This window comes from Shewanella oneidensis MR-1 (assembly GCF_000146165.2).
Lineage (GTDB): Bacteria > Pseudomonadota > Gammaproteobacteria > Enterobacterales > Shewanellaceae > Shewanella > Shewanella oneidensis.
Window position 1 is genome coordinate 4,324,712 of sequence record NC_004347.2, and the last position, 16,048, is coordinate 4,340,759.

The 16,048-nt window shown below is 47.1% G+C and carries 15 protein-coding genes; 9 read left to right on the forward strand and 6 right to left on the reverse strand.

Going from position 1 to position 16,048, the window contains the following annotated elements:
* The first annotated feature begins 208 nt into the window (after positions 1–208).
* Complete coding sequence (locus tag SO_RS19230) at positions 209–1,369, forward strand: putative sulfate/molybdate transporter (protein WP_164925781.1); 1,161 nt, start codon at positions 209–211, stop codon at positions 1,367–1,369.
* Positions 1,370–1,429: 60 nt separating this feature from the next.
* On the opposite strand, the gene SO_RS19235 is transcribed toward SO_RS19230, so the two are convergent.
* Genes SO_RS19235 through SO_RS19245 form a run of 3 tightly spaced genes read right to left on the reverse strand, consistent with a single transcriptional unit; the run spans position 1,430 to position 4,211 of the window.
* A complete protein-coding gene (locus SO_RS19235) occupies positions 1,430–2,434 on the reverse strand; it encodes a polysaccharide deacetylase family protein (RefSeq protein WP_011073848.1) in 1,005 nt (334 codons plus the stop codon).
* A complete protein-coding gene (locus SO_RS19240; RefSeq protein WP_011073849.1) occupies positions 2,431–3,075 on the reverse strand; it encodes an ester cyclase in 645 nt (214 codons plus the stop codon). The genes SO_RS19235 and SO_RS19240 overlap by 4 nt, the downstream gene beginning before the upstream one ends.
* Positions 3,075–4,211: an alkene reductase gene (locus tag SO_RS19245; RefSeq protein ID WP_011073850.1), complete on the reverse strand. Its 1,137-nt coding sequence runs from the start codon at positions 4,209–4,211 to the stop codon at positions 3,075–3,077. The genes SO_RS19240 and SO_RS19245 overlap by 1 nt, the downstream gene beginning before the upstream one ends.
* Positions 4,212–4,322: 111 nt before the next feature.
* Between SO_RS19245 and SO_RS19250 the strand changes: the two genes are divergently transcribed.
* Positions 4,323–5,234 (forward strand): LysR family transcriptional regulator, encoded by a 912-nt coding sequence (locus tag SO_RS19250; protein WP_011073851.1) that lies wholly within the window; start codon positions 4,323–4,325, stop codon positions 5,232–5,234.
* 78 nt (positions 5,235–5,312) lie between these two features.
* On the opposite strand, the gene SO_RS19255 is transcribed toward SO_RS19250, so the two are convergent.
* Positions 5,313–7,118 (reverse strand): sensor histidine kinase, encoded by a 1,806-nt coding sequence (locus tag SO_RS19255; RefSeq protein ID WP_011073852.1) that lies wholly within the window; start codon positions 7,116–7,118, stop codon positions 5,313–5,315.
* 201 nt (positions 7,119–7,319) lie between these two features.
* Here SO_RS19255 and SO_RS19260 point away from each other — a divergent pair, with 201 nt between their 5' ends.
* The 6 genes from SO_RS19260 (at position 7,320) to SO_RS19285 (ending at position 13,027) form a co-directional block, all read left to right on the forward strand.
* Entirely contained in the window at positions 7,320–7,928 is a 609-nt protein-coding gene (locus SO_RS19260; RefSeq protein ID WP_011073853.1) for a response regulator transcription factor, read from the forward strand.
* A 443-nt stretch (positions 7,929–8,371) separates the two neighbouring features.
* Entirely contained in the window at positions 8,372–8,953 is a 582-nt protein-coding gene (locus SO_RS19265; protein WP_011073854.1) for a type II secretion system protein, read from the forward strand.
* A gap of 244 nt (positions 8,954–9,197) precedes the next feature.
* A complete protein-coding gene (fliB, locus tag SO_RS19270) occupies positions 9,198–10,376 on the forward strand; it encodes a flagellin lysine-N-methylase (protein ID WP_011073855.1) in 1,179 nt (392 codons plus the stop codon).
* Positions 10,377–10,629: 253 nt separating this feature from the next.
* Positions 10,630–11,154, forward strand: coding sequence for an ATP-dependent protease subunit HslV (hslV, locus tag SO_RS19275; RefSeq protein WP_011073856.1), 525 nt, complete (start codon positions 10,630–10,632; stop codon positions 11,152–11,154).
* An 18-nt stretch (positions 11,155–11,172) separates the two neighbouring features.
* On the forward strand, positions 11,173–12,495 hold the full coding sequence (hslU, locus tag SO_RS19280; protein ID WP_011073857.1) for an ATP-dependent protease ATPase subunit HslU: 1,323 nt from the start codon (positions 11,173–11,175) through the stop codon (positions 12,493–12,495).
* A gap of 145 nt (positions 12,496–12,640) precedes the next feature.
* Entirely contained in the window at positions 12,641–13,027 is a 387-nt protein-coding gene (locus SO_RS19285; protein ID WP_011073858.1) for a gamma-butyrobetaine hydroxylase family protein, read from the forward strand.
* 318 nt (positions 13,028–13,345) lie between these two features.
* Here SO_RS19285 and SO_RS19290 read toward each other — a convergent pair whose 3' ends face one another.
* Positions 13,346–13,669 carry a hypothetical protein gene (locus SO_RS19290; RefSeq protein WP_164925782.1) on the reverse strand — a complete coding sequence of 108 codons (324 nt, stop codon included), beginning with the start codon at positions 13,667–13,669 and terminating at the stop codon, positions 13,346–13,348.
* Between the two features lie 45 nt (positions 13,670–13,714).
* Here SO_RS19290 and SO_RS19295 point away from each other — a divergent pair, with 45 nt between their 5' ends.
* Positions 13,715–14,917 carry an IS256-like element ISSod4 family transposase gene (locus SO_RS19295; RefSeq protein WP_005054087.1) on the forward strand — a complete coding sequence of 401 codons (1,203 nt, stop codon included), beginning with the start codon at positions 13,715–13,717 and terminating at the stop codon, positions 14,915–14,917.
* Here SO_RS19295 and SO_RS19300 read toward each other — a convergent pair.
* Positions 14,914–15,495, reverse strand: a complete 582-nt coding sequence (locus SO_RS19300; protein ID WP_164925783.1) for a hypothetical protein — start codon at positions 15,493–15,495, stop codon at positions 14,914–14,916. The two genes, SO_RS19295 and SO_RS19300, sit on opposite strands and share 4 nt — an antisense overlap.
* Between the last annotated feature and the right edge of the window lie 553 nt (positions 15,496–16,048).

A 16,048-nucleotide genomic window follows, 5' to 3' on the forward strand; every position in this document is an offset into this window, starting at 1 on the left:
GAGCATAACTTTAGCGCAATAGACCCTAGGGTCTATTCCGCTAAAAGTCCATCGCTGACATTTAGGCCAAGGCACCATCCGTTCGGTAGCCAAAATGTCTCTTCGCTTAAAAAAACTGCAGAAAATCGTTCCCTATTCCCCCCTGAAGTCCTTAAAAATCTGGCATTTATTTTGCGTAGTGAGGCTATGTTCAATTGTGGTAACCTCTATGACCGCGGGCAAAACCCCAACCCATTTTACGACTCAACCGCTAAACCGTGTACTCGGTGAAACCAGTGGCGCCTTTGCTGACTTAGGCACGTTTTTACCGCTAGTGTTAGGGCTTATCGCCCTGAATCAGTTTTCACCCCAAGGGATATTTTTAGGCTTTGGCGTATTCGCGATATTAAGTGCGTTATTTTACCGCCGCCCTATGCCAGTCCAACCCATGAAAGTCATCGCCGCCCTCGTTATCGCCCAAGGCTTAACCCCAGGCATGTTGCAGGCTAGCGCCATGTTGATGGGCATTATCCTGTTAATCTTGGCCTTTAGCGGCGCCATCACTTGGCTTGCCAAGCAATTATCCCAAGCCGTCAGTGTGGGGATTCAATTGGCGATTGGTCTGCAATTGATGTGGATGGGCGCTAAGATGATGAGCGATTTTTGGTTGCTCGGACTCGGCGCGTTTGCCTTGCTATTTGCGAGTAAATTCTTGCCATTACGCTACCTTGCCATGCCACTCGTTATCGCAGCAGGCATGATCTGGCAAGCCAATAGCCAAACCGATATGGCTACCAGTCTGAGCATTCCCGCCTTGAGTGCATCTTTACATCTGGCTTGGCCGACATTAAATGAATGGAGTTCGGCCGCGATTTTGCTGGTGTTACCGCAACTGGCACTCACCTTAACCAATGCGGTGATTGCAACCTCGGTGATGGCGCAGGAAAAATTCCCTGAAGATGCCGCCAAACTTACCCCTAAAAACTTAGCGATTAGTTCTGGGCTGGCGAATCTATTACTCGCGCCTTTTGGCGCTGCAGCCATGTGTCACGGTGCGGGAGGGCTGGCAGTGCAGTATCACTTTGGCGCCCGAACTCACCTTGCGCCACTGATTTTTGGCGGCACTTGTCTTGTCATCGCCCTGTTTTGGGATAGCCAAATGGCGTGGTTGCTCGGGCTTATTCCTGTAGCGATTCTCGGCAGCTTACTTTCGATTGGCGGATTGCAATTAGCCTGGTCAAAACGCCTGATCGACGGCAAGCCCTTCTGTATCTTTGTAATCTTATCTACCGCAGTGACCTGCCTTGCCATTAACGCCGCGGCTGGGCTTGCCGTGGGGATTATTCTAGAGCAAGGTCGCCGCACTTGGGCCATGCTCGCGATGCGTTAAGCGCCAATATCTGCAAGAAAGTAAGAAACACAGCACATCCATGCGCTGTGTTTTTATCCCTTAAAATGTTCTCGCAGGATTGGTTGGCGTATCCTTTTGCGCCAGCGCCCATTTAGCTATCGCATCCTTACGCATAAAACCCACTTTTGAGTGTTCTTTCGCGTATTGAATAAACTTGTCTAAGGCATTGGCAAGACCTGGCGTGCCACCAATTCTATCGTGCACACTAATCGACATCATCCGCCGCTGGGATACGCCTTCTTGATAGAGCATATCGAATTCATCTTTAAGCTCCTGTAAAAAGTCGGCGGCAGTCATCGCAGTGTTACCACCAAAGCGACCTATATCATTGTTACGCAAGGTATAAGGCACCACGGCAAATGGCTTACCTTGTACCGGAGTAATCGACGGTTCATCCCGCGATAAGTCATCAATATGATAGATAAAGCCTAGGTCCTGCAGGATATTTAAGGTTTGGGTGCTATGGCGCATCCAAAACGCATTAAACCCAATGGGACGCTGGCCGGTGATCTTCTCTAAGGTGTTGATACTCTCAATATAAGAGGCGCGCTCCTGCGCTGGCGACATGCTGAATTGTGGCGTCCATGTTTGTCCATGGCCAGCAATCTCATGGCCTTCATCCGCGACTTGTTTGGCAAGTTGTGGATGTAACTCAGCAGCGCGGCCCACCATATGGGATGTCACCTGAATGTGGTGCTTACGCCATAAACGCAGCAAACGCGGTATTCCCTCATTCATCCCGTAGTCGTACCAACTGGGGGTAATGGTATCCGGATAACCCTGCTCCATTGGTGGAAATGGCCCTTCAGCGTTTTTATCCTGCGCGCCAGCCTCAAACTGCATGGATATCGAGATCACCAGTTGCTCGCCATTAGGCCAAAAACGGTTATTCATACTGCCTCCTACCGAAGTTTGTGTCTTATCATCGAGTGTCACTAAGCCCGAAACTCCCATTGAAAATGCAGACTGGCTTAGCCCTACCCCTGCAATAAAAGCGCCGCCCGCCTGTAAACTGGTCTTTAAAAATTGTCGACGTTGATTCATGACTTCGCTCCTGCTGTCACGGCCTTTGAGGCGAGTTGGGTAAACAATGTTTGATAATCCTCAAGGTGCCAGTTATCGGTAATAAACCCCTCACGTACGCGGTACATATCTACCGCCCGAAAATCGATTTTTTGCCCTTGACCACGTTGCTCACCAAAGACTCCCGTAAAGTGGCCATTAAAGCGGAGGCGTACTACGGCGTGATCGCCTACCACCAGTAAATGCTCAACGGTCACCGAGAGATCAGGCACTGCCACCCTAAAGGTTTTAGAGGCTTCAAGCGGTCCGCTAATCCCTTGAGCTCGGCCTTGGGGCAGAGTGCGGTCAATAAAACCTGTCGCTAATGCCCAGTGGGCAAATCTAGGGTCACCGGTATCCCAAAAGCTGGCATATAACAGGGCTGCACGAGCAATGGATTGCGCCTGTGGTGAGCCATCACTGATCAGCTCCATTGCCGTCACCTTAGGGCTTAAGGCTGTTTTCACATCGACACTCGCCTGAGTTGAGTTACCTTGAGCGGCAAAAACCGTCATGCTGAGGCCGGCAATTGCAAAGCCTAAAAGTGCTAAGCCGAGTAACCCTGAACTTAATAAACCCACTTTTATCCACGGAGAAACAGGGCAATCAATACGGTTTTGCATTATGCTACCTCATCATCGCTGGAGCGGATGACGGCGCGCAGTGCCGCTTGGTAGCTTGGGTAATCGGTATAGCCCGCAGCGCTGCCGCCAAATAATGGCCCCTTATCAAAGGGGGATAAGGGCAATTGATTAGCTAATCGATAGGGCAGATCAGGGTTGGCGATAAAAGCACGACCAAAGGCCACTAAGTCGGCATAGCCTTTTTCAATCACATCATTAGCACGTTCGACATCGTAGCGACCCGCCACAATAATGCTGCCCTTAAAGACGTTACGTAACTCGATTCTGAAGGATTCGGGGATTTGCGGCGCATCATCCCAATCAGCCTCAGATAAGTGCAGATACGCTACCCCAAAAGCCGATAACTGCTTGGCGGCTAACAGAATCGTCTCCACTATTTCAGGACAAGCCATATCCTTAAAGGTCACATAGGGTGCAAGGCGAACGCCCACTTTATCGGCGCCAATCTGGGCACTTACCGCTTCAACGACTTCCAATAAAAACCGAATACGCTTCTCGGGCGAGCCGCCATAGGCGTCGGTTCTATGGTTAGAATTAGTCCGCAGGAATTGGTCAATGAGATAACCATTGCCACCATGGATTTCGATGCCATCAAAACCTGCAGCAATCGCATTAGCACCTGCCTTGGCAAAGTCGGCCACCACGCGGTCAATATCGGCTTGGGTCATTTCCCTCGGCTCAGGGCAATCCACCATCTGTCCTTCGGGATGTGCCTCATCGACAATCCACACCTTGGTGCCGACGGGCGCTATAGCCGAAGGCGCAATCGGCGCATTGCCTTGCTGAAAAATCGGATGGGAAACCCGGCCCACATGCCAGATTTGATTAAAGATTTTGCCACCCGCTTCATGCACTGCTGCGGTGACTTTTTTCCAGCCGTCAATTTGTGCCTCGGTATAAACGCCGGGGGTAAAAGAATAGCCTTGGCTGTCGTTAGAAATTTGGGTCGCTTCGGTAATAATCAGCCCTGCCGACGAACGCTGGGCATAATATTGCACCATTAAGTCGTTGGGAATATTACCCGGTTGCGTGGTACGCGCCCGTGTCATCGGCGCCATCACGATACGATTTTGCAAAGTCAGCGCCCCTGACTCATATGCGGTAAATACACTCATATACACTCCCGAACCATAAATGATGATTGAATATCTGAGTGCAATTGTGCATTAGTTAATCTATATTGATAATTAGCCTATTATTTAAATCATTTTCAAAAATAATTTGATATGTATCATATAAACGATCTGCAACTTGCCTTGCGTATCGCTGCGCTAGAAAGCCTCTCCGCCGCCAGTAAAGAAGTCGGCATGACACCCGCCGCCGCGAGCGCGGCACTGCAACGGCTTGAAAAAAAGTTAGGTTGTCAGCTGTTTGCGCGCTCAACTCGGCGGTTGCAGCTCACGGAAGAAGGCCGAATATTTCTCGATGCTGCCAAGCCAGCACTTGCGTTACTCGAAACCGCTTCCGCCAATTTGGCCGAGCATAGGGGCGAGCTTAAAGGCGAAGTGCGCCTCGCCCTGCCCTCGGATATTGGCCGCAGCCGGATCCGCTATTGGTTAGACGAATTAATGGATAGCGCGCCAGAATTGTCGATTCAGCTGTACTTTGGCGACCATATGACGGATCTCATCGATCAAAATATCCATTTAGCCCTGCGCTATGGCCAGCTTGAAGATTCCAATCTAAAGCGGCGCCAACTGTCGATGACCCCAAGGGTGCTCGTCGCCTCTCCCGCGTATCTTGCTCAATATGGTGAGCCGCTAACACTGAACGAGCTGAGTCAGCACTCAGTGTTGATCCTCAACCGTGGCGGCGAGCCGTGGCAGAAGTGGAAATTCAGCCATAATGGTGAAGCCGTAGAAATTGAAGTGAGAGGAAAACGCTTCTGCAATGATGGCGCCGTGATCCGCGACTGGGCGCTAGATGGCCGTGGCATCGCCTATAAAAGCTGGCTCGATGTGGCGCAGGATGTTACCGAAGGCAGACTCAAGCTAGTATTAGCCGATAAAATCGCCCCACCTATCCCCCTGCAACTGGTTTATCTACAAACCGATTACCCTAGCCATAAAATTCGCCGCACCATTGAGTTTTTAGCGCAAAAACTGCAGCAATTTAGCCAAGAATATCCAGCGCCTTAAGGGTTAACAGGGCCAGATAAAAAGCGGCTTGCACCCGCAACTGAAGATAGATACTTAAAAACTCTGCGGCGATTCATTCTAGCCCCGAGGTAATATCACCGTCACCACACAGCCTTGCTGCCAAGGCAATGGCGTTTGTGTCGATTGCTTGCAGTTTTCAATTTCAATACTGCCGTGGTGACGGCTGACCACATCTTTACAAATCGCTAAGCCCAAGCCGAGCCCAGTATCTTTGGTGGAGGCAAAAGAGGCCATTAATTCGCTCGCTTGCCCCTGTAATCCTTCGCCGTTATCGATGACTAATACTTTGATTTCATTCGGTAGATAATAAATCTCAATCCTTAGTTGGCGCGAACGGTTATCCTTGCAGGCTTCTAGGGCATCGAGACTATTTTTCACCAAATTGACCCACATTTGGCTTAAGCCAACGTTGTCGCCCATCAATTCGTAGGGATGACCTTCAACTTCTACAGTGACTTGTACTCCGGCGCGATCTAACTCGCGGCGTAATAAGGCTAAGGCTTCTTTGACGACTAGCGTCACATTCAACGACTCAGCCTTCGCTTGACGGCGTTTAAGCAAACCGCGGATACGGTGCACAACTGCGCCAGCTCGAATCGACTGCGCATTGATTTTGCCCAAAATATCATAGAGTTCTGGATTATCGTGCCCGAGTCTTTCCAGCTGTATCATAGCGCCCTCACTGTATTGAGTTATCGCCGCAATCGGTTGATTTAATTCATGGGCCAGACCTGCGCCAATTTCCCCAAGGATCGCCGCACTTTGCAAGCGTTCAAGCTGCAATGCCTTGTCTTTTAATTGCCGCTCAGTGCTGACTAAAAACTCGCTTTTTTGGCGAAATTTATATTCGAGCCACAGGTGATAGATGGTCGACACAATAAAGATCAGCAGTAATACCCCGCCCCACTCTTTGTTTTTCTCCATCCATTTATACACGGTTTGATATAGCGGCGGTGATGCACCTTGCAGTTGTAATTCTTTAAATAATTCAATTACCTTTAATTGGCTTACTGGCGCTGTCCAGCCTAAGGTATCGGCGGTAATCGCTGCCACATGGTCGGCGGGCAAATCAAACAAAGCGCGGGTGATTTGCATGGTGATCCATGGTGAAACCGTATCCGCCGCTGCAAATGACCAATTAGGGTAGAGCTGCGTACTGACCTCACAATCATATCCAGGCGGGTTAGTTGGGTGGATTACCCGATAGTCCGCCTTATTGATAAGCCCAGTTTCAATCATTTCCTCTAGGGTACAAAAAGGCGCAATGGCCGCATCGGCACTGCCATCTCGCACTTGATAGATCAGCGGTGCGAGGGGGAACCCTAAAAATCGCACTTGGCCAAAGAATTGCTCCGGTAAATAACCCATTTTATGCAGCAATCCCATCGCCGCTTGATAGCCACCGAGCGCCTGCGGATCGCTAGCAACCACATTCTTACCCCGTAAATCCTGCAAGCTGCGGATAGGACTATCGGCGCGCACAATAATGGTTGCGCCAATGGTAAAAGTACTGCCTTGATGTTTGCGGCTTTTCATAGTCGCAAGCCAAGACAGTGGAAAGTTATTACTTAAGTGCAGATATTGCCCAGGGTTTGTCACAATAAATTGCAACTCATTGCTGAGTAACTGGCTGCGCATGCCATCGAAATCCAAAGGCACCACTTCAAAGCGGCTATTGGGAACATTTTCACTCAAGTAATCCATCATAGGTTGCCAGCGTTGCTTTGCCTGCAACACCCCGTGATTTGCCAGCACCCCTACTTTAAATTCATGAACGGGAAGGTCTTCATCGGCATAGGACAAATTAAGCATAATCATGCTCAATATACAGCTCACAAGTATTGTCTTACACCAAGTTGCCATTGCTATAGCCTGTATGCTTTTGTATTAGGAGCACTTTACCCGCTAGGCAAAAATGATGCTGTGAATAGCGCCAAACTCTGGCATTCACCCCATATGATTTGGCTAATTTAGTGATACACCTCCCAAGACATAGGCTTAAAATTGAGCCAACTACACGCCAAGCTTAAGCTAATAGAGAGTCTCACTACAAAAAGGAAAACCATGTCCACCATGCTGCCACTGTATTTAGTCGATGATGATGAAGCGATTCTCGACTCCTTAGGGTTTATGCTCAGGCAATTTGGTTACCAAGTACAAACCTTTAGCAGTGGACGGGATTTTTTAGCCCAATGTCCGTTAACACAGGCTGGCTGCGTGATTTTAGATAGCCGAATGCCGGAGATCACCGGCCAAGAAGTGCAGCAAAAACTACTTGAAACCCAAAGCCCATTGGGAGTTATCTTTCTCACGGGGCACGGTGATTTGCCCATGGCATTAAGCGCCTTTCGTAAGGGTGCATGCGATTTTTTTCAAAAGCCGGTATCTGGCAAAGCCCTAGTACAAGCCATTAAAAAAGCGCATAAAGAAAGCCAAGCCAGCTTTGAGCAACAGAGTCTGCAGCATAAATTTGCCCAACTGACCGACCGTGAACAACAAGTGTTAGCCCATGTGGTTCAAGGTATGACCAACAAGCAGATCTCCGAGGCCATGTATTTATCCTTAAGAACCATTGAAGTGCACCGCGCTAAGATCATGAAAAAGCTCGAAGTCAGTAATATGGCAGAATTAGTACAGCACTTAGCCCACCTAAATACACTCTTACCGGAGTAATCCAATAAACCTCAAAAGATGAAACGATTGAGAGCCAGTTAACCGATTCAAGGCATAGACACTTAGCTTATCTGTTGCCTGCAATCGATTAACCAACAGCAATCAACTGAGCACCTGCGACAAGCTGTCGCAGTTTGCATCATAAGCTTTGTGTCTAACGCCATTCACAGCCACACTCAGCTCAGGTTCTCTCCTTTATGTCCCGTAGGCATTAAAGATCCACTGCTTTTGAACCTTCCCCCGAGTTCGGCCAGTGTTCTCGGGGATTTTTTATTTAAGCCATTCATCCCTGCGCATTCATCACCCAATGATCTAAGACACGAACTAATTCAGCAGGTGACAAATGTAAAAATAAAGTTGCAATTTTAAACACTATCAATAGCTTAATGATCATTCTTCAAAGTTAAGTTAGAATACGACTATCTTAGCAACAGGTCAGTAATATGAGCCGTTTACAGACATCTAAAGGATTTACCTTAATCGAACTGGTGGTGGTGATTATCATCTTAGGGGTTTTGGCCGTGGTAGCAGCGCCGCGCTTTATGAATCTCAGCCAAGACGCCCACGATGCCAGAGCCAAGGCCGCCTTTGCTGCTTTTACCTCTGGCGTAAAGCTGTATCACAGTTGCTGGCTTGCTGGCGGACACTCGGGTTATACCCAAGATCTCGCCTGTTATGGCGATGGTAAACTGGACTCCACCACCACAGGGTTTCCACTGGGTGAAGATACTGACCAAAGCAGCACCCAAGGCACCCAGTTACAAGGCGCTTACTGCGGTGAATTGTGGCAATCCTTATTAGATAATCAAGGCACTGTGCTAGCTAACCATTTTGATTGGCAAACCACGCCCAATGTCGATATTGTCTATTGGTACAGCGGCGGCGCCATTAGCGACCCAAACACTTATTGTTATTTTAACTACGTGTCGGATGATCGCCGCCTTGGCAGCGAGAATTGGGATCTAAAATACTATCCCTTCGATGGCCGCACGGTTGTCGGTCGCTCCACCTTATCAGCGCCTTAACACCAAGCGCATCTGCATTAGCCGCTGGGAGCTAAATCCTCAACTCCCAGTGTTTTTTGCGCAATAATGTGAATTTTGGCTAAGCATTCCGATAGCGGCTTCGCTTTCCACCGCAGCATTTTCGTTGCTAGCTGACACCAAGGGTCACCTATCTGATACGGCCGTCAAACTCACCAAAGATTGGCCTTAATCCCGCAGATTTGTTACCTTTTTGTTTATGGAACACTCAGATGAATAAACGCCAATGAATAATCTCATTGTTACACCAGGCTACGCTTCACAATTCAGTTGTATAGGCTCCGCATGTGAAGACAGTTGCTGCCATGACTGGACCATCATTTTTGACAAAAAGAGTTATAAAAATACCCTTAACCATCCCAAACTCGCCTCTCTCGCCAAAGAGGCATTTATTGAAACCAAAACCGATGCTAATCAGTGGGCGCAAATCAAACTTAACGCCAATGGCACCTGCCCATTTGTAAACGAGCAGCAGTTGTGTGCCATCCATGCCGCGGCGGGTGAAACAGCCTTAAGTCATACCTGTAAAACCTACCCCCGTATTAACAATGTTATCGCAACCACCAAATATGAAAGTTTATCGCTATCATGCCCAGAAGCTGCTCGTCTGGTGCTATTTGACGCCAATGCATTTCAATTTGAGGCAAAGAGCGGTGGCGCAAAACGTCCAACTGCAGCCAATCCTGCATGGTTAGAAAAAACCTACGATTACAGTTTGGATCTATTAATAAATATGGGCGTGGATTGGCAACAGGCACTCATGGCCATAGGATTATTGGTAAAAGTCAGTGACCAAGTGAGGCAAAATGCCCTTCCCATCGCACAGATAGATCAGCGTTTTGAACAATTAATCTTGCTGGCTCAAACCAAGGAAATCACTGCACAATATCAAAAAATACCCTATACACCACAGCCCCAAACCCATGCTTTTGTGTCGATACACGATCAATTATGTAAACTCCACTCAAGAAGTTTAAAGCCTCGCTTTACCTCGCTTAATGAAGCAATTGGTTTGTTGTGTAATGAGGGTAATCAATATCAAATTGACCATTTAAATAAAGCGTGGGAAGAAAAAGCCTTGCCCGCGTTGAGCAATTATCAGGATTTATTTGACCGTTATATTTTATATTCGCTTTACCATGAGCATTTCCCCATGATTCATTCGCAGCAGCCTTGGATGGCATTTCGCTTGCTCGTGATAGATTGCTTTATGATCCGCTGTTACTTATCTGCCATGGCATTTAAAAATAATGGACTGACAGAAAGCGATATCGTGCTGTGTTTTCAGCTTTATAGCGTTGTGCGCCAGCATAAAGCGAAATTTGCCGAGGGCATCAATCAGACCTTACAGGAATGTGGTATTGATAGTATTCCCGCAGCCATTAGCCTACTAAAAACCTCGTGATCGCCTAAGGTAAAACCGAGACTGCCGAAATAGCGCCAACGGCAGTCTTTGCGTATCAGCGGACGCTTCAGTAGTGGCAAGACTGAAGCAGCCCCTCCCCAGTAAGCACTTATTTTGGCAACCAAAAAAGTGCGAAAACTCGCAAACCCCATTGGCTTTTTCTGCAATAACTTGAATTCTGGCTATCCATCCCCATATTTAGTCCATCATCCACCGCAGGATTTTCATTGCGGGCAAGAGAAGAGGATTCATTGTGACCACTATCGTATCAGTACGCCGTAATAACCAAGTTGTCATCGCTGGCGATGGCCAAGTCTCCCTAGGCAATACCGTGATGAAAGGTAACGCCAAAAAAGTGCGTCGCTTGTATCACAACAAAGTATTGGCAGGTTTTGCAGGCGGCACCGCCGACGCCTTTACCCTATTTGAGCGTTTTGAGTCCAAACTCGAAATGCACCAAGGTCACCTATTACGCTCGGCCGTTGAACTGGCCAAAGATTGGCGTACCGACCGAATGCTGCGCAAACTCGAGGCCATGCTAGTGGTCGCCGATGCCGAAGCCTCACTTATCATCACAGGTAACGGCGATGTAGTGCAGCCGGAGCATGATTTAGTCGCGATTGGCTCGGGCGGAAACTATGCCCAAGCGGCGGCACTGGCACTGCTGCAAAATACCGAATTATCGGCGCTGGAAATTGCAGAAAAGTCGCTGACGATTGCCGGTGACATTTGCGTATTTACCAACCAATTCAAAACGATTGAAGAACTCAATTACTAACAGGGCGTGAGGAATATTATGTCTGAAATGACCCCCCGTGAGATTGTCCACGAGCTGGATGCACATATCATTGGCCAGAAAAAGGCCAAGCGCTCCGTTGCCGTCGCCCTACGTAACCGCTGGCGCCGCATGCAACTGGATGCCGACTTCCGTCAAGAAGTCACCCCAAAAAACATTCTGATGATTGGCCCAACGGGCGTAGGTAAAACTGAAATAGCCCGCCGCTTAGCCAAACTCGCCAACGCGCCATTTATCAAGGTTGAAGCCACTAAGTTCACCGAAGTGGGTTACGTGGGTAAAGAAGTCGAGCAAATCATCCGTGATTTAACCGACATCGCCATCAAGCTGACCCGCGAGCAGCAAATGGGCAAATGCCGCCAACGCGCAGAAGAACACGCTGAAGAGCGCATTCTTGATGCCCTGCTGCCTAAGCCGAAAAACGACTGGGACGACAGCGACAGCAACTCCAATACCCGTCAAATCTTCCGCAAGAAGCTGCGCGAAAGCCAATTAGATGACAAAGAAATCGATATCGACGTGGCACAGCCGCAAATTGGTATTGAAATCATGTCGCCACCTGGCATGGAAGAAATGACCAACCAACTGCAAAGCCTGTTTAAAAACATGGGCCAAGCACCGGCCAAACGTCGCAAGATGAAGATCAAAGAAGCCTTTAAGCTGTTGATCGAAGAAGAAGCGGCTAAGCTGGTAAATCAAGAAGATTTAAAAGAGCAAGCCATTGAATTGGTTGAGCAAAACGGTATCGTGTTCCTCGACGAAATCGACAAAATCTGTAAGCGTGGCGAAACCTCAGGCCCAGACGTTTCTCGCGAAGGGGTACAGCGCGACCTATTACCTTTAGTCGAAGGCTGCACGGTAACCACTAAACACGGCATGGTGAAAACCGACCATATTCTGTTTATCGCCTCGGGCGCATTCCAGATGTCGAAACCATCGGATTTAATCCCTGAGCTACAAGGCCGTTTACCGATCCGCGTTGAGCTAGATGCGCTTACAGCCGATGATTTTAAACGCATTTTAACTGAGCCACACGCTTCACTGACAGAACAATATATCGCACTGATGGCGACCGAAGGTGTGATTATTGAGTTTACCGAATCAGGCATTGAGAGCATTGCCAAGGCGGCATGGCAAGTGAACGAGCGCACCGAAAACATTGGTGCCCGTCGTCTGCATACCGTGATGGAAAAGCTGATGGAAGATATCTCCTATGAGGCTTCTGACAAGTCTGGCAGCTCATTTGTGATTGATGCCGATTATGTGAGTGCTCACTTAGATAATCTGGTTCAAGACGAAGACTTAAGCCGCTTTATCCTCTAAGCGATTAGCACACAACATCCGCCATGCACATATGGCGGAGACAAGTTCGAAATTGTGACAGTGGCTAAGGCTTACACTTTGTAACCTTAGCCACAAATTGTTATGTTACAGCTTGTCCATTCCCCGTATTTTCTTGGCGCCCACTATGACCACTAGCACACCCAATGTCACCGATCTTAAGCTCAAGCGTAAATCGCGCATTTTAGAAATCAGCTTCGATAACGGCGAGCAATATCAGCTCACCTGTGAGATGTTACGCGTCTATTCCCCCTCCGCCGAAGTGCATGGTCACGGTAATCCTAAGCTGGTCACCCACAAGAAAAACGTCAATATCACCCGCATCGAACCCGTAGGTAACTACGCAGTTAAAATCGTCTTCGACGATGGCCACGATACAGGCCTATTCTCCTGGCAAGTGCTTTATGATCTTGCCACTCACCAAGTGGAATTATGGGAAAAGTACTTAGCACGCCTACGAGCAGAAAAGGCCTCACGCGAACCCCTGATCGCGATGAATATAAAGTACAACTAATCGAATTAAAGTCGTGGGGCTTCACCCCACACCCGACCAAGAGGGGATCAACAGCAATTCCCTCTTGGATCTCCCTTGCCGCCCCTAGCGAAGTTACATGCATTGATTACTAGCCTTGGTCTTATGGATAAATTGCTATCGCTTCCGAAGGATGCGTCCCTGCACCTGCGAAAGCTAGCCGGTCATCCATGACCGGACTCACGCAATTTATTCCAACGCCCCGCGGCAACTTCGCAGGGGAAGGTGAACTTCTGTAACATCAGTGTGTCATCGGTATTGCTAAATTTAACAATGGATGTCTAGATAAACTGGTTAGGTTTACCAGTCACTTAGCTTTGACAGGAAACCACTACTATCCAGTAAAGTGGACTTTATAACTTTATCTCCGATCCCGTATTTATGACATATCGCAAAAACACTTGAAATGAAAGGCTCCTTTGCAAACGGAGAGATGTAGACGGCTTCTATTAACTCATTTAAATCAACAGGAACACTATCTGCACTTGGACGATAATTCTCAATATTATCAGGAGGTAATTGGTTAACAATAAAACATCTAAGCTCATTTTCGTGACTAAATGATGAACGTTTAATTAGAGGACTAATATGACCATCAACAACACAACATTTGGTAGTGTTCATAATTCTGTGTCATTTCAGTAAAATATTCAAAAACAGGAATGACATATGACCCAACCTTTTAACTTCGAACAAGCCCTTAAAGATCTGCAATCAGGTAAAAGCCTCACAGGTAAAGACAGCATTCTTGGCCCACTGATCAAGCAACTCACTGAAGCGGCTCTCCAAGCTGAGCTTGAGCAGCATTTAGCGCATGATCCTCAGCCTAATCGTAAAAATGGCAAAACCCCTAAGACCATTAAGCATCCGTCCGGTAACTTTGAGTTAGACGCGCCTAGAGACCGCAATGGCACCTTTGAGCCTCAGTTGATTAAGAAAAATCAAACTACACTAACCGATGAAATCGAACGTAAAGTGTTATCGATGTTCAGTATAGGTATGAGCTATCGCGATATTAATCAACATGTTGAAGATATGTATGGGCTCAATGTGTCTAACGCAACAGTCAGTGCTATCACTGACAAACTCATCCCCGAACTTAAAGCGTGGCAACAGCGCCCATTAGATAGCCATTATCCTATCGTTTGGCTTGATGCGATACATTATAAAGTCAAAGAGGATGGGCGTTACGTCAGTAAAGCCGTTTACACATTGTTAGCGCTTAATATGAAAGGAAAAAAGGAAATTTTGGGGCTTCACTTGTCCGAAAATGAAGGCGCTAATTACTGGCTATCCGTACTGACCGATCTTAATAATCGTGGTGTAAAAGATATTCTTATCGCCTGTGTTGACGGCTTGACCGGTTTCCCTGAGGCCATAGCCAGTATCTTCCCTCATACGGAAACACAGCTATGCGTTATCCACCAGATCCGCAACTCAATGAAGTATGTCGCCTCAAAAAATCAGAAAGCGTTTATGGCTGATTTAAAGCCTGTGTATCGAGCCGTGAGTAAAGAAGCCGCAGAGATGGCATTGGACGAACTGGAGGCCAAATGGGGTGATGCTTATCCGTTGGTAATCAACTCTTGGCGTCGCAAATGGCATAATTTGTCCCATTATTTTAAGTACCCAGAACATATCAGGAAAGTGATTTACACGACCAATGCGGTTGAGGCTGTACATCGCCAATTTAGAAAGCTCACCAAAACCAAAGGTGCATTTCCTAATGAAAATAGCTTGTTGAAGCTACTTTACGCAGGCATATTAAACGCCTCAGATAAATGGACCATGCCAATCCACAATTGGAGCCTTTGTTTATCTCAGTTAGCGATTTATTTTGAAGGACGTTTAGATAGCGTGCTAGAAATTTAAAAATTAGCCTGACACAGAATTTTGAACGCCCTCCAACATTTTGGTGTTAGGTTTGTATCTGAAAAGTCGAGATATTTTACCTTACCGATTTGAATTTTTTTGCCAAAAACTTGATCTTTTAAAGCACTGTGTAGACGCTGTACTGATGTCTTTACCGCTATACCTTTACCACCGTCTGAATACAATTTCCACATTGCTTCAGATTCAACGCGATTGCTGTGCCAACAGTTTACAGTTATTCCTTTTGAGATTTTATGGAAAGCTAATTGCATGAGAGAACTAAGTTTCTCTATACCATCTCTCAAGTCATCAAGTTTAGGGTTATTTTGAGTTGCATCTATTTGTTTTAGCGACTCATAAGCCTTTTTTAACTCACTAACTTCAGAACCAAATATTTCAGCATAGGCTTTGGCGGCAACATCTGGCATATAGCCCTCAAATGGATCGCTTTCATTATAGCTTTCCAAGGCCGTGAAATATAATTGATTGGTTTCTAACAAATTAATCAATTTATCGAGCGACATGTAGCGCCAAAGAGATTCATCTACCGATGTACTTTCTCCAACTTTTACTTCCATAATTCTCCAAGCCTCTGATTGTAAACGTAACATCAGGGTCACACGTGCCAGTTTATCGCGGTGTAGCCGCAGAAAATAGGTCGCCCTGCAGCCGATTGTTACGAAATTTCAGCTGACGCTACAATGCCTAAAAAAATCTAGCCATCCATTTTAGTTCAACAACATAATGCACTTTCAGCTTGTCTACAACCTACTCTGCTTAAAATAGCTTCAATGAAAGTTATCATACGTTGAAGGGCTTAAGCTGAGACATAAAAATAAGCTAAATTATTAAAAAAATTATGTTTTACAGAAATATTAGGACATATCTTTTTGTATTTTTCAGCTCCTTCAACTAAATAACTGTTCAGAGCAAATATTAGACAGGCATTGATCTATTGGGGATTAAAAGCCAACGCCGAGAGCACAGGAGTTCACCATCCCCTCGGAGTTGCCGCAGGGCATTTGCGTTCGTTGCGTGAGCGAGGCATGGATGCCGAGATAGCGTCAGTCGAATCAGGGACGAGCGTCTGACGCGATAGCATTAGAACGCTTAATGCCCAAGGGGTTTTCA

Coding starts and splice junctions, on each gene's coding strand:
- SO_RS19255 (WP_011073852.1), bottom strand. CDS start 7,118: ATGGCAACTTGGTGTAAGACAATACTTGTGAGCTGTATATTGAGCATG.
- fliB (WP_011073855.1), top strand. CDS start 9,198: ATGAATAATCTCATTGTTACACCAGGCTACGCTTCACAATTCAGTTGT.
- SO_RS19265 (WP_011073854.1), top strand. CDS start 8,372: ATGAGCCGTTTACAGACATCTAAAGGATTTACCTTAATCGAACTGGTG.
- SO_RS19290 (WP_164925782.1), bottom strand. CDS start 13,669: ATGAACACTACCAAATGTTGTGTTGTTGATGGTCATATTAGTCCTCTA.
- SO_RS19285 (WP_011073858.1), top strand. CDS start 12,641: ATGACCACTAGCACACCCAATGTCACCGATCTTAAGCTCAAGCGTAAA.
- SO_RS19250 (WP_011073851.1), top strand. CDS start 4,323: ATGTATCATATAAACGATCTGCAACTTGCCTTGCGTATCGCTGCGCTA.
- SO_RS19230 (WP_164925781.1), top strand. CDS start 209: ATGACCGCGGGCAAAACCCCAACCCATTTTACGACTCAACCGCTAAAC.
- SO_RS19240 (WP_011073849.1), bottom strand. CDS start 3,075: ATGCAAAACCGTATTGATTGCCCTGTTTCTCCGTGGATAAAAGTGGGT.
- SO_RS19300 (WP_164925783.1), bottom strand. CDS start 15,495: ATGGAAGTAAAAGTTGGAGAAAGTACATCGGTAGATGAATCTCTTTGG.
- SO_RS19235 (WP_011073848.1), bottom strand. CDS start 2,434: ATGAATCAACGTCGACAATTTTTAAAGACCAGTTTACAGGCGGGCGGC.
- hslU (WP_011073857.1), top strand. CDS start 11,173: ATGTCTGAAATGACCCCCCGTGAGATTGTCCACGAGCTGGATGCACAT.
- SO_RS19245 (WP_011073850.1), bottom strand. CDS start 4,211: ATGAGTGTATTTACCGCATATGAGTCAGGGGCGCTGACTTTGCAAAAT.
- SO_RS19260 (WP_011073853.1), top strand. CDS start 7,320: ATGTCCACCATGCTGCCACTGTATTTAGTCGATGATGATGAAGCGATT.
- SO_RS19295 (WP_005054087.1), top strand. CDS start 13,715: ATGACCCAACCTTTTAACTTCGAACAAGCCCTTAAAGATCTGCAATCA.